Raw genomic sequence first — 13586 nt, 5'->3', positions numbered from 1 at the left:
CGGCTGGCGCATTTATGAGGTTAGGCGACCCTTTGTTTGGATAGCCTTTCTTGTTACAGATACATGCCCGTGCTGGGCACGCTCTTCGGCACGGTCACCGGCTCGCTGCCCGTCTTGAGCGCGTACAGTTCGGCCAGCGTGGCCCCCAACGCGCCGATGCCGGCCGAGCGGCCCAGCCAGGTGACTGCCTCGGCGTACGGCAGCCGCCCGACCTCGATGCTGGCCAGGCACCGCCCCGGACGCACGACCGCCGGGTGCAGCGAGGCCAGGTCCTCGTTGGTGGTGATCGCGATCAGCGCGTTGCGGCCCTGACCGAGCAGGCCGTCGGTCAGGTTGAGCAGCCGCGACAGCGACTGGCCGGCGCTCGCCTTGGCCTCGCCGCTGATCAGCTCGTCGCAGTCCTCGAGCATGAGCATGCGCCAGCGCGGCTCGTTCTCGTCGTCGCTACCCAGCGCGACGCTCATCAGGTAGGCCGGGTCGTTGAACAGGCGTTCCGGATCGAGCACGCAGTCGACCTGGCACCACGAGCGCCACTGCTGGGCCAGCGCCCGCAGCGCGGTCGTCTTGCCGGTGCCCGGCTCACCGTGCAGCAGCAGCAGGCGGCCGCTGATCGACTCGCTGGTCAGCGCCATCAGGCGTTCGAGGGTGGCCGCCACCACGCCGCTGTAGTTGCCCCGGATCGCCGGCCACGGCGCGGCGTCGATCTCGCGGGCGGCCCGGCGCGGGCCGTGCTGACCGAAGTGCCAGAAGCCGATGGGCACGTTGTCCGGTGTGGGCGTGGGCTCCTCGACGGCGTCGAGAGTGGCCGCCTCGAGGACGGACTCGGCCAGCTCGGCGCTGACCGCGGTGACGGTGACCCGGGCGCGGCGGCTCTGCTTCCACCGGTTGACGTGCAACGTCCAGCCCTCGCCGACGGCCAGCCGGCCCTGCCCGTCGTCGTCGACAGCGTCCCGCACGACGCGGGCGTCATCGGTGATCAGCGGGGCGTCGGAGCGCACATTTTCGAGGTACTTGCTGCGGCCGTACGGTTCCCGCCCGGTGACGAAGGCATCGAGCGCTAGCAGGTCCACCACGTCGACCAGGCGGTCGCCGTCGTCCACCGCGCCGGCCAGCGGCAGGGCCGCCGGCGCGGGCACGGTGGTCGCCGCGTCCACGTGCCGGCCGCCGAGCCGCTCGACCGCCTGGTGGGGAGTACGCATACCCCGATGATCGTCCGTGGTGGCCCGGATGGCACCCGCTTTTCCGCGACGAAGGCTCGATCAAGCCCCACAACCACCCGCCCCACGCGTGCTCCGTCGCGAGGCTCAGCCGGCCCCGTCTCCAGGCGGTGGCCGGGGCTATTCCGGCAGGCGGGTGAGGACGAAGACCGGGATGAGTCGGTCGGTCTTCTTCTGGTACGAGGCATAGTTCGGGAACGCCGCCACCGCACGCTCCCACCAGACGGCCCGCTCGTCCCCCTCGACCTCGCGGGCGAGATAGTCGTGCTCCTCGGTCTCGTCACGCAGCTCGACGTGCGGCTCCTTGCGCAGGTTGTAGACCCAGACCGGGTTCTTGGGCGCCCCGCCGAGCGACCCCACGACGGCGTACTCACCCTCGTGCTCGACCCGCATCAGCGGCGTCTTGCGAAGCTTCCCGCTCCTGGCGCCGACGGAGGTCAGCAACACCACGGGATATCCCTGCAGCTCGTTACCCTCGGCGCCGGACGTGCCCTCGATCTTCTCGGCCTGCTTGCGCGCCCAGTCGGACGTGCTCGGCGCGTACTCCCCACTCAATGGCATGACGTAACCGTATTCCTTTCGTCGCTTATGCAGACCGTCGCTCCGCGAAGCCCACCACCGCGCCGCGCCATCCCGTCCCGAGCGGGGGTCAGCGCAGACCGACGACGGCGGCGTCGGTGCCGCCGCGCCACAGCACGCCGGCCTCGCTGAAGCCGGCCACCCGCAGCGCGTCGACGTGCCACAGCGCCGGCGGGTTCCACTCCTGGGCGTGGCGGGTCTTCGGGTAGATGCGTTCCCGCTCGATCGCCTTCGGCGCGAGGAGCTCGTCGGCCGCGGCCAGGGCCCACCAATCGCCCCACCCGATGGCGGCGCCCGCGGCGTACCGCGCCTCGCGCTCGGCCCGGCCGTGATCGCGCAGCCGCTCGGACAGCGTCGGCAGCGATTCCTCCGGCATGTGGTCGGCGTTCACGAAGATGCCGCCCGGCCGCAGCACCTCGCGGATCTCGCCGTACAGCGTCGCCACCCGCTCGGCCGGGAGCCAGTGCAGGGCGGTCGCGGTGAGCACCGCGTCGAAACCCTCCTCGGGTAGCTTCGCCCGCCAGCCCGGGTCGCTCAGGTCGGCGTCGACAATGTGGCCGCGGTCGCGCAGCGAGGCCGTCGCGATGGCCATGAGCACCGGGTCCTGGTCGAGCACGGTGACGCGCGCCTGCGGGAACCGCGCCAGCGTGCGCAGCGAGATCGTGCCGGTGCCGCCGGCCAGGTCGAGCACCCGCGGCGCCGGGCCGTCGGTGGTGGCGGCCACCGCCGACAGCATCGCGGCGAACCGCTCCTCGCGGTCGGGCAGGAACGCCTCCTGCTGACGGTCCCAGCTCTCCTGCCAGATCTGCGGGTTGCTCAGGTAAGCACTCATGCTCATCACGCTAGTTACCGGAGCGGCCCCTCACAACCGCCTCGTTCTGTTGGGCCGCGGCGAAAGCCTGAAGATCGCGACGCTCGATCGCGGCCGCCATCAGGTCGGGGAATGCGTCCGGCGTGCAAGCGAAAGCCGGCACCCCCAGCGCCGCCAGGGCCGCCGCGTTGTCGTGGTCGTAGGCCGGCGCCCCCTCGTCGGAGAGCGCCAGCAACACCACGACCTGCACGCCGGCCGCGGTCATCTCGGCCACCCGGCGCAGCATCTGCTCGCGGATGCCACCCTCGTACAGGTCGCTGATCAGCACGAAGATGCTGTCCCGGGGCCTGGTGATCAACTGCTGGCTGTACGCGATGGCCCGGTTGATGTCCGTGCCACCGCCCAGCTGGGTCCCGAACAGCACCTCCACCGGGTCGTCGAGCTGCTCGGTCAGGTCGACCACCGCCGTGTCGAAGACGACCAGCGACGTACGCAGGGATTTCATCGACGCCAGCACGGCCGAGAACACACCCGAGAACACCACCGAGGCCGCCATCGACCCGGACTGGTCGACGCAGAGCACGACGTCACGCTGGACGGCCGTCGTCCGCCGCCCGTACCCGATCAGCCGCTCGGGGATCACCGTGCGGTGCTCGGCCTGGTAGTGCTTGAGGTTGGCCCGGATCGTGCGGTTCCAGTCGATGTCGGCGTGCTTCGGCCGGTTGATCCGCGCGGCCCGGTTGAGCGCCCCGCTGATCGCCGCCCGGGTCTTCTGCTCGATCCGCTTCTCCAACTGCTCGACCACGGTGCGCACCACCTGGCGCGCCGCGTCCTTGGTCTTCTCGGGCATGACCCGGTTGAGCGAGAGCAGCGTGCCGACCAGGTGCACGTCGGGTTCGACGGCCCCGAGCATCTCCGGTTCGAGCAGCAGCCGGGACAGGTCGAGCCGCTCGATAGCGTCCTGCTGCATCACCTGTACGACCGTGCTCGGGAAATACTCCCGGATGTCGCCCAGCCACCGCGCCACCTTCGGCGCCGACCCGCCCAGCCCGGCCGACCGCCGGTTGCTGCGCTCGTCGGCGTCCCCGCCGCCCCCCTCGTAGAGCGCGGCCAGCGCCGAGTCCATCGCGCCGTCCCGCCCCTCGGCCTTGCCCAGCGACTGCTCGGCCGCCCCACCGAGCACCATCCGCCAGCGCCGCCGCCGTTCCCGGGTCACTTCGTCGGTCGTGTCGTCGCTCATCGGGTCTCCGCGGTGGGGGTGATGTCGCGGCCCAGCAGGGCGCTCAGCGTGGGCAGCACCAGGTCGGCGCGGGCGGGATCGAAGCCGAGACCGCCGGCTGCCGCCTCGTCGTCGGGGGCGCGCGGGCCGGCCAGGCGTTCGCCGATCGCCCGCCGCTCGCCGGCCTCGAACGCGCCGAACGTGCGGCGCAGCAACGGCAGCACGTCGTCGAACGCCTCGGCGGGGATGTCGGCCAGCCAGTCGTCGAGCAGGGTGAGCAGGGCGTCGTCGTGCACGAGCAGCAGACCGCCGCCGGACAGGAAGCCCTCGACCCAGGCCGCCGCGTGCGCCGGCGGGGTGCCGATCGTCAGCGGCAGGCGCAGGCGGCGGCGCACCTCGGCGCCGTCGAGCCGGCCGGCGTCGAGCAGCAGGCGGGTCAGCCGCCCGGCCAGCAGGCCGTGCAGGTCGGCCCGCCCGGCCAGCGAGGCCAGCGTAGACATCCAGCGTTCGCGCAGGTCGTCGTCCTCGAGCAGGCCGACCGCGGTGTGGACGCCGTCGATGCGGTCGCGCAGCACCTTGGCGGCCTCGTCGGACAGGGAGCCGACGGCCGACGGCAGCCCCGCGCAGACCCGGCCCAGCAGGCTCGCGGTCACCTCGGCCAGCCCGGCCACATCCGTACGCCGGACGTCGCCGTACCGCAGCGTGCGGGCCAGCGCCGGGATCGCCGCCATCAGGTGGTTCACGTCGGCGTCGAGCGCGGCCCGGGTGTCGAGCGACGCCAGAACCTGGGGGTACGCGCCGGAGAGGTCGGCCAGCAGGCACGTCTCGACCAGCGCGGTGACCTCGGCCAGCGTCTCAGCCTTGTCGGCCGCCCGGACCACCTTGGCCGTAGCCGCGGCGGCGACCGTGGTGCCGTACATGCTGCCCTCGACGAGGCGGATGGCGAACTCGGGCTGCCAGCGCAGGCGCCACTCCTCGCGGAATGTGCCGGTGTTGCTTCTGGTCGTGACGGCCTCGCCCCACGGCACGTCGATCGTGCGCAGCCGGTGCAGCAGATGGCTGCGCCGCAGGCCGGTCTCGGTGCGGAGGTCGAGGTCGGCGACGCGCTCCAGCGCCTCCGGCTTGAGGCGGACGGCGCGTTGCTGAGCCGCCAGGTCTTTGGCCAGCGGCACGGCGGGCATGTCGTCGGGCACCCCGCCCAGGCGTTCGCCGACGACCAGCTTGCGGGTGATGAGCTCGACCCGCAGTGGCTCCCCGTCGCACATGACGGACTCGGCCGCCTCGGTGACCTCGGCCAGCCCGGCCAGCGGGCGCCCGCGCAGGGTCGCCAGCGCCTCGGCCAGGCGCGTCGCCTCGATGACGTGCGCGGACGAGGTGGGCACACCCTCGGAGCGCAGCACGCCGGCCGCGTCGACCAGCCAGCGCGGCACCACTTCGTCGGCCGAGGTGAACAGGTGGTGGTACCAGCCCGGCGAATTGACCCCGGCGCCGTAGCCCGACCAGGACGCCAGCCGCCCGTAGGTCCATGGCACCCAGGTGAAGTCGACCTTGGCCTTCCTGCGCCCCTTGAGCAGCGCGGTGTCGTCCTTGACGGCGACCTTGCGGGTGAGCGCCGGCACGTGCCAGGCCCCGCAGACGACGGCGATGTCGTCGTAGGTCTTGCGCACCTCCCGCAGCACGGTGCGCATGTACGCCTCCCGCACCAGGTCGTCCGGGTCCTCCGGCGACTCGTCGCGGATGGCCGTCATCGCCTCGGCGATCGCCTCGAACGCCGGCAGCCCACGGTGCTCGACGACGTCCTCCCACCAGCGCTCCGGATCATCGTAACCGGCCGCCGCGGCCAGCTCCCCGATCGGATCCACCGGCCGCCGCGGCGTCGCCTCCTCCGGCAGTTCCCCATCGCCTGGCGCACTCTCCGAATCAGAGCCGCCCGGCGGCTCAACGCTCGGACCGGCGTCAGAGGGGTTCGGCTGCGAGGTGCCCGGACCGGCGCCAGAGGGGTTCGGCTGCGAGGTGCCCGGACCGGCGTCAGAGTCGTTCGGCTGCGGGGCTCCCGGACCGGTCTCAGAGCCGTCCGGCCGCGGGGCGCCCGAAACTCCGTAGGAATCGTCTGGCGACACGGCGCCCGGTTCGCTCTTCGCGTCGGCCGCGTCCGGCGCGATGTCGGAGTCCGGCCGCCCCAGCGTCACGGAACCCGGAGCCCTCCCCCCGTCCGATCCGCTCGGCGCGGCCGACGCAGCGTCCGAGCCCTTCTCCGCGTGGGCCCCGCCGTCAGCCGGGACCGAAGCGGCGGGGCCGTCTGCCGGGGCCGCTAAGGCGGGGCTGTGCGCCGGGGCCACGGAGGCGGGGCCGTCGGCCGGGGCTACAGCAGCGGGGCCGTCAGTCGGCGCCACAGCGGCAGGGCCGGTGCCGCCCGGAACGGGTCGAGTGTCGGACGGAGCCGGCCGTGGAGCCGGGCGGGCGTCGCCGGTCAGGCGGTACGCGAACGGCAGGTCGAAGAAGCGAACCGGCACGCCCCGCTCGACCGCCCACCGGATCGCCTGCCACTCCGGTGAGAAGACGGCGAACGGCCAGAACGCCGCCCGCCGCGGATCGTCGGAGGCGTAGCCCAGCAGGGCCACCGGCGGCTCGAGGCCGGCGTCGGCCACCCAGCGCACCAGCGCATCGGCCTCGGGCGGCCCCTCGACCAGCAGCACCTCGGGCGGCTGCCGCTCGAGTTCGGCCACGACGGCGCGGGCCGAGCCGGGCCCGTGGTGGCGGATGCCGTAGAGCCGCTCAGGCATCGCGGGCTGCCCGGTAGAAGTCGCGCCAGTCGGGGCGGTCGCGCACCACGGTCTCGAGGTATTCGCGCCAGACGACGCCGTCGGACACCGGGTCTTTGACGACCGCGCCGAGGATGCCGGCGGCCACGTCGCCCGGGTGCAGCCGGCCGTCGCCGAAGTGGGCGGCCAGCGCCATGCCGTTGGTGATCACCGAGATCGCCTCGGCCGTGGACAGGGTGCCGGTGGGGGATTTCAGCTTGGTGCGGCCGTCTTCGGTGAGGCCGCTGCGCAGCTCGCGGAAGACCGTCACCACGCGGCGGATCTCTTCGATCGCGGCCGGCACCTCGGGCAGGTCGAGCGAGCGGCCGAGCTGGGCGACCCGGCGGGCGACGATCTCGACCTCGTCGTCGGCCGAGGCGGGCACCGGCAGCACCACGGTGTTGAACCGGCGGCGGAGCGCGCTCGACAGCTCGTTGACGCCCCGGTCGCGGTCGTTGGCGGTGGCGATCAGGTTGAAGCCGCGCTGGGCCTGCACCTCGGTGTTGAGTTCGGACACCGGCAGGGTCTTCTCGGAGAGGATCGTGATCAGCGCGTCCTGCACGTCGGAGGGCACGCGGGTGAGCTCTTCGAGCCGGGCGATCGTGCCGGTCTGCATCGCCCGCATGATCGGGCTGGGCACGATGGCGGCGTCGGTCGGGCCCTCGGCGAGCAGGCGGGCGTAGTTCCACCCGTAGCGGATCGCCTCTTCGGCCGTGCCGGCAGTGCCCTGCACGAGCAGGGTCGAGTCGCCCGAGACGGCCGCCGCCAGGTGTTCGGAGACCCAGGTCTTGGCCGTGCCGGGGACGCCGAGCAGCAGCAGCGCGCGGTCGGTGACGAGGGTGGAGACCGCGACCTCCATGAGGCGGCGGGGTCCGACGTACTTCGGCGTGATCTTGGCGCCGTCGCCCAGCAGGTAGGTCACCACGGCCTGCGGGGAGAGCCGCCAGCCGGGCGGGCGGGGCCGGTCGTCGGCCGCGGCGAGCAGGGCCAGCTCTTCGGCGTACTGGTCCTCGGCGTGCGGGCGCAGTGCGGTCACGTGAAGCTCCTTGGTCTTCGCCAGAGCCGAAGGCTATCGCCCACCTCTGACAGAAAATCGGGTGTGGTCAGGCCGCCTTCAGCTCGTCGAGCATCTGGTGGCGGAAGGTCAGGGTGCGGGCCAGGTCGGCGACCGGGCGCACCCGGGAGGCGTCGGCGGGTTCCTGGTCGAGTTGGCGGGCCAGGCGCCCGACGAGGTCGGCGTAACCGGGTGGCATGGAGAGCCCGGCCGCGCGGCACAGCTCCCCCAGCTGCCAGCTGTGCCGGTCGGTGCGGGCGCGGTGGGCGATCGTCTCGAGCACGGCGACGGACAGCTCCTCGGGCCAGTGACCCGGGTGCAGCGCCAGCAGCCGGGTGGCCAGCCCGTCGTCGCGGCGCAACGCGTCGGCCGCGAGCCGGCCGAGCTCGTCGGGCGGCAGCACGAGGTGCAGGTCCCATCGGACGGCTTCCCGCAGCGAGCCGGACGAGTCGCGCAGCAGGGCGGCGGCCCAGGCGGGATCTTGCTGCACGACCGCGGCCTTGGCCCAGCCGTGCCGCAGCGGCCCTTCCCAGTCGTTGCCGCGGACCAGCCGCAGCATCGTCGCGGGGTCGGACCACGAGTCGAGCGGGGCGGCCGCGACGATCTCTTCGAGCAGCCAGGCGTTCACCCCGATGCCACGGGCGGGCGTGGCGGCCACGCCGTCGCGGCGCAGGGCCGCGTCGAGCTCGTCGGGCGGGGTGACCGTGAGCCGGTCGGCGCCCAGCAACCGGCGCTCGCGCCGCACGAGGGTGAGCGCCCGCTCTTTCATGCGGGTGCGCAGCTGGGAGCCGGGCAGTTGGCGCAGCAGACCGAGGGCGGCCTCGCGTACCTCTTTGCGGCGGTCGTCGAGGGCCTGCTCGAGGAACGGGTCGTCGGCCAGGGACAGGCCGGTGGCCAGGGCGCCGAGGAACCGGGCCCGGTCGTCGGAGGATTCCTCGGCCCACGTGCTCTCGAGCAGTTCCCGAGCCTGGGCGGGGTCGGTCGCCCGCAGCTCGGTCAGGTGGCCCAGCCGCTCGCCCGAGCTGCCCGTGTGCCAGTCGGCCAGGACCACGGCCACCGGCGTCTCGTCGCGCAGCCAGCGCCAGTCGGCCCGCATGCCGGCCAGCCAGGAGCCGCGGTGGCCGGCGACGCGGGCCAGCGCCGGGCGGACGATCGAGTTGCGGCGCCCCGCGTCGAGCAGCGCGGGCAGCACGACCGCGGGCACGTGCCGGCCGCTCTCGGCCGCGGCGGTGAGCCACTGGGCCAGCAGCTCTTGCGCGAGCTGGCCGCCGCCGGGAACGGCCCCGGCCAGGATGCGCTGCACGCGGGCGCCGGCCGCAGCGGGCAACGGGGCGGTGGTCTCGTCGGGGGCAGCCGGTACGGCCGCATGACCAGCGCCCGGCCGCACGCCTGCGCGGCGCCTGGTGAGCGCCACGGCGGCCGCGTCGAGCAGCGACGACTCGCCGGCCCAGGGACGGCGGTTGGTGCCGACCAGTGCCGCGGCCAGCAGTTCGGGCGGCAGCTCAGCGTGGCGCGGGGCGGCCGGGCCGGGCGCCGGGGGAGCGGCGGCCACGAACGCGCCCTCGACCCAGGCCGCGAGCGGGCGCAGGCCGATCGGCGACCACTCGGCCGCCACCGTCGCCGGACGCCCACCGGCCGCGGCCAGCAGCCACCAGGGCTCGCGGTGGCCGGAGGCGAGCGGCAGGGCGGCGCCGGACTCGTCGACCAACCAGCCGTCGTCGCTCGGCACAACCCCCGTGAGCAGCACCGGAGCGTCGAAGCGCCAGGGCTCGGCGGCGACCGTGGCCGAATAGCCGGCCAGGGCCTCGTCGAGGGTCACCGCGCCGTCGGGCGCCCGGAACGGCTCGGCCGCGCTGACCCGTTCGGCGACCAGCGCCCGCAGCGGGGCCGCGCCGGGATAGAACGCCAGCTCGCCCCGGAACTCGGTGCCGGGGACGAGGTCGGAGACGAGGGGCTGGCCGGGGGCGGCGAACGCGAGCACGAGCGCGAACCGGCCGTGGCCGGAGCCGCGCAGCCAGGTGCGCCGGGTGGTCAGCGAGCCCTCGTCGGACTCGACCTGGCCCAGCACCTGCCACCGGTCGGCGACGCGGGGACCGGCCAGCACCTCGTCGGTCGGCACCAGGAAACCGATGCGGCTGCGGACGGTGGCGGCCAGCTCGGGCGGCAGCTCGGGCAGGCGGTCGTAGCCCGCGACGAGCAGCCGCAGCAGGGCCAGCTCACCGAGCAGGCGGTCGGCCCACTGCGGCCCGACGCCGGCGACCGAGCCGAGCCGCCGCACCGCGCCGGCCGCGGCGCCCGCCTGCGCGTCGACCAGCCGGGCGGCCATGGCCTCGAACGGCTGGTGGCCGCCGCGCTGGGCCCCGGCCAGGCCCTGGCGGATCTGGTCGTCGAGCCAGCGGCGCAGCTCGGCCATGCCGCCGGCGACCCGCTCGGCACGCTGCTCGACCCGCTTGGCCGCGGCGGCGGGATCGGGAGCCGCGGCGGCGGCCTTGGGTTTGGCCGCGGCCCGGGCGGCCCGCGCGGCCTGCCACTCGCGTGCGAACTCGGCCGCCGGGCCGGCCGGCAGATCGGATTCGGACCAGAGCATCAGCAGGCCGAGCGCGTGCTTGCAGGGGATCTTGCGGCTGGGGCAGTTGCACTTGAACGCGGGACCGGCCAGATCGACGCAGACCTGATAATTGCGGCACTGTCCCCAGAGGATGTCGTCGAGCCGCCCGGCGGCCGACCACGACCCGGGGGAGGACAGGCCGCGGGCAGCCTTGACCGACGGGGCATCGGGGGCGAGCGTCTCGACCTGGGCGGCCGGCCATCGTTCAACGGTCACGGGCAAACCCTAGGCGGGAGGTACGACAATTTCGCCGCCCCCGCTCAGGCCGCCCGGAGCGGTGAAATGATCGGTGGCAGGGCTCACCGCGGGAGGAACGATGAAGGTCGTGGTCTTCGGAGCGACCGGGATGGTCGGCCAGGGCGCGCTGCGCGAGAGCCTGCTCGCGCCCGACGTCGACGAGGTGCTGGCGGTGATCCGTACACCGACCGGCGTCTCGCACCCCAAGCTGCGCGAGGTGAAGCCGGCGGACTTCACCGACCTGTCGCCGATCAAGGACGACCTGCGCGGCGCCGACGCCTGTTTCTACTGCCTGGGCATCTCGTCGGTCGGCCTCGACGAGGCGGCGTACACCCGGATCTCGTACGACTACCCGATGGCCGCCGCGCGCACGTTCGCCGAGCTCAACCCTCAGACGACCTTCGTGTACGTCTCGGGCGCCGGCACCAACGCGCAGGGCCGCCAGATGTGGGCGCGGGTGAAGGGCCGGGCCGAGAAGGACATCATCGCCCTGCTGCCCAACGGCTACGCCTTCCGCCCCGGCATGATCCAGCCGATGCACGGCATCCGCTCGAGGACAGGCTGGTACAACGCGCTCTACACCGCGGCCGGCCCGATCGTCCCGCTGCTCGAACGCATCGCCCCCAAGTACGTCACCTCCACCGACAAGGTCGGCCGGGCCATGCTGCGGGCCGCCCGCGTCGGCTTCCCCCACCACATCGTCGAGAACGCCGATTTTCGTTGACGGAACAGACGTCAGGCGCCGTGTCCCGCCGGCACGCGTTCGGCCGGCTTCGGCGGTGGCGGGGGAGTGCCGTCACCGAAGGGGCGGCCGCCCAGTTTCTCGCGGTCGTGCGGGGTCAGCCAGCCGCTCAGGTCGGGGCCCTTGGGCACGATCCCGGTGGGATTGATGTCTTTGTGGACGATGTAGTAGTGCTGCTTGATGTGGACGAAGTCCGTGGTGTCGCCGAATCCGGGCGTCTGGAACAGGTCGCGGGCATAGGCCCATAGCACCGGCATCTCGGTCAGCTTGCTGCGGTTGCACTTGAAATGACCGTGGTAGGCGGCGTCGAACCGGGCCAGCGTCGTGAACAGCCGCACGTCGGCCTCGGTGATCGTGTCGCCGACCAGGTAGCGCTGCCCGGCCAGCAGCTCGGAGAGCTGGTCGAGACGGGCGAAGAGCCGGTCGTACGCCTTCTCGTAGGCCTCCTGCGTGCCGGCGAACCCGGCCCGGTAGACCCCGTTGTTGACGTCGGCGAACACGAACCGGTTGACCTTGTCGATCTGGTCGCGCAGCTCCTCGGGATAGAGCTTCGGCGCGCCCTCGCGGTGGTAGCGGGTCCACTCGAGCGACAGGTCGATGGTGATCTGCGGGAAGTCGTTGGTGACGACCTGCCCGGTCGGCTCGTCGACGATCGCGGGCACGGTGATGCCCTTGTCGTAGCCCGGGAAGCGCTTGAAGTACGCCTCCTGCAGCCGCTCGATGCCGAGCACCGGGTCGCGTCCGCCCGGGTCGAGGTCGAAGGTCCAGCTGCGCTCGTCGTGCGTCGGGCCGCAGATGCCCATCGAGAGCACGTCCTCGAGGCCGAGCAGCCGCCGCACGATGATCGCGCGGTTGGCCCACGGGCAGGCACGGGCGGCCACGAGCCGGTATCGGCCGGGTTCGACGGGGTAGCCGTCCCGGCCGTCCTCGGTGATCCGGGTCGCGATGTACCGCTGGTCCCGGGAGAATTCGCCCTGGGGGTTCACGTACGCCATGCCCCCATCCTGCTTCGTCCGGTGAGCATGCGCCCGCCGAAAGACGATGTCCGGGTCATCGGCGGCATTCGCCCGCAGGCGGGGCACCGACCACGGACGGATCTGACAGAGTTGCCTGATGGCGGCCAGAGTCGGAAGCTATCTCGCGCGGTGGACGGTGTTCGTTCCGATCATCGCCGTCGTCGCGCTCGTGTTCACCTGGGGTCGCGACCTGCCGTCGGTTGTCGTCGTGGTGGCCGCCTGCCTGCTCGGCGGGGCAGTGCTGGCCGCCGTCCACCACGCCGAGGTGGTGGCCCACCGGGTCGGCGAGCCGTTCGGGTCGCTGGTGCTGGCCGTGGCGGTCACGATCATCGAGGTCGCCCTCATCGTCACGCTGATGATCAGCGGCGGCGAGAAGGCCCAGTCGCTGGCCCGGGACACCGTCTTCGCGGCCGTGATGATCACCTGCAACGGCCTGCTCGGCATCTCGCTGCTGGTCGGCGCGCTACGCCGGCACGTCGCGGTCTTCAACGCCGAGGGCACGGGTGGCGCCTTCGCCACGGTCGCCACCATCGCCACGCTCAGCCTGGTGGTGCCCAGCTTCACGACGAGCCGCCCCGGCCCGCAGTTCTCGCCGGCCCAACTGGCCTTCGCTGCCGTCTCGTCGCTCGCGCTCTACCTGCTGTTCGTCACCGTGCAGACCCGCCGCCACCGCGACTACTTCCTGCCCATCACGTCGAGCGGCAAGGTGATCGACGTCGAGGAGCACCTCGACCCGCCGAGCGGCAGGCTCGCCCTGGCCAGCCTGGGTGTGCTCATGGTCGCCCTGATCGCGGTGGTCGGCCTGGCCAAGGGCGTGTCACCGTCGATCGAGTCCGGTGTCGAGTCGATCGGCCTGCCGCCCGGCGTCGTCGGTGTCGTGATCGCCCTGCTGGTGCTGCTGCCCGAGACGATCGCGGCCGTCCGCGCCGCCGCCCGCGACCGCGTGCAGACCAGCCTCAACCTGGCGGTCGGCTCCGCGATGGCGAGCATCGGCCTGACCATCCCGGCCATCGCCATCGCGATGATCTGGCTCGACGGCCCGCTGCTGCTGGGCCTGGGCGGCACCCAGATGGTGCTGCTCGCCCTGACCGTCGTGGTCGGCACCCTGACGATCGTCCCCGGCCGGGCCAACGTGCTGCAGGGCGGCGTCCACCTGGCCCTGATGGCAGCGTTCCTCTTCCTAGCCGCCAGCCCGTAGCCGCGTTCGGGTCCGCCCGTCCGGCGGAGGACCGATCGCCCGGCTGCACATTCGCGGCGCGAGACCTTGGAGAACGCTCTCCAAGCCACAATGGGCCCCTTGCC

At 73.1% G+C, this 13586-nt stretch carries 10 protein-coding genes; 2 read left to right on the top strand and 8 right to left on the bottom strand.

Features of this window, described 5'->3' with window-relative positions; translation table 11 throughout:
- Positions 1-53: 53 nt before the first annotated feature.
- The 7 genes from LXN57_RS40075 to LXN57_RS40045 all read right to left on the bottom strand — a co-directional run bounded on the left by LXN57_RS40075 (position 54) and on the right by LXN57_RS40045 (position 10505).
- Positions 54-1199: a DUF5925 domain-containing protein gene (locus LXN57_RS40075; protein WP_251803523.1), complete on the bottom strand. Its 1146-nt coding sequence runs from the start codon at positions 1197-1199 to the stop codon at positions 54-56.
- 138 nt (positions 1200-1337) lie between these two features.
- Positions 1338-1778, bottom strand: coding sequence for a nitroreductase family deazaflavin-dependent oxidoreductase (locus LXN57_RS40070; protein ID WP_251803521.1), 441 nt, complete (start codon positions 1776-1778; stop codon positions 1338-1340).
- Between the two features lie 88 nt (positions 1779-1866).
- Complete coding sequence (locus LXN57_RS40065) at positions 1867-2628, bottom strand: class I SAM-dependent methyltransferase (RefSeq protein WP_251803519.1); 762 nt, start codon at positions 2626-2628, stop codon at positions 1867-1869.
- Positions 2629-2638: 10 nt separating this feature from the next.
- Complete coding sequence (locus LXN57_RS40060; RefSeq protein ID WP_251803517.1) at positions 2639-3847, bottom strand: VWA domain-containing protein; 1209 nt, start codon at positions 3845-3847, stop codon at positions 2639-2641.
- Positions 3844-6609 carry a DUF5682 family protein gene (locus LXN57_RS40055; protein WP_251803515.1) on the bottom strand — a complete coding sequence of 922 codons (2766 nt, stop codon included), beginning with the start codon at positions 6607-6609 and terminating at the stop codon, positions 3844-3846. The genes LXN57_RS40060 and LXN57_RS40055 overlap by 4 nt, the downstream gene beginning before the upstream one ends.
- Entirely contained in the window at positions 6602-7663 is a 1062-nt protein-coding gene (locus tag LXN57_RS40050; protein ID WP_251803514.1) for an ATP-binding protein, read from the bottom strand. Before LXN57_RS40050 ends, LXN57_RS40055 begins: the two co-directional genes overlap by 8 nt.
- Positions 7664-7730: 67 nt before the next feature.
- Entirely contained in the window at positions 7731-10505 is a 2775-nt protein-coding gene (locus LXN57_RS40045; protein WP_251803512.1) for an SWIM zinc finger family protein, read from the bottom strand.
- 100 nt (positions 10506-10605) lie between these two features.
- Between LXN57_RS40045 and LXN57_RS40040 the strand changes: the two genes are divergently transcribed.
- Entirely contained in the window at positions 10606-11250 is a 645-nt protein-coding gene (locus LXN57_RS40040) for a Rossmann-fold NAD(P)-binding domain-containing protein (RefSeq protein ID WP_251803510.1), read from the top strand.
- 11 nt (positions 11251-11261) lie between these two features.
- On the opposite strand, the gene LXN57_RS40035 is transcribed toward LXN57_RS40040, so the two are convergent.
- Complete coding sequence (locus tag LXN57_RS40035; RefSeq protein ID WP_251803508.1) at positions 11262-12263, bottom strand: glutathione S-transferase family protein; 1002 nt, start codon at positions 12261-12263, stop codon at positions 11262-11264.
- A gap of 118 nt (positions 12264-12381) precedes the next feature.
- Here LXN57_RS40035 and LXN57_RS40030 point away from each other — a divergent pair, with 118 nt between their 5' ends.
- Positions 12382-13482 (top strand): calcium:cation antiporter, encoded by a 1101-nt coding sequence (locus tag LXN57_RS40030; RefSeq protein WP_251803506.1) that lies wholly within the window; start codon positions 12382-12384, stop codon positions 13480-13482.
- Positions 13483-13586 lie beyond the last annotated feature (104 nt).

Origin of the sequence: Paractinoplanes hotanensis (genome assembly GCF_023717965.1) — a bacterium.
In the GTDB taxonomy this organism is placed as follows: Bacteria; Actinomycetota; Actinomycetes; order Mycobacteriales; family Micromonosporaceae; genus Actinoplanes; species Actinoplanes polyasparticus.
The sequence above is the reverse complement of the archived record's forward strand: the minus strand, read 5'-3'. Positions and strand labels throughout refer to the sequence as shown.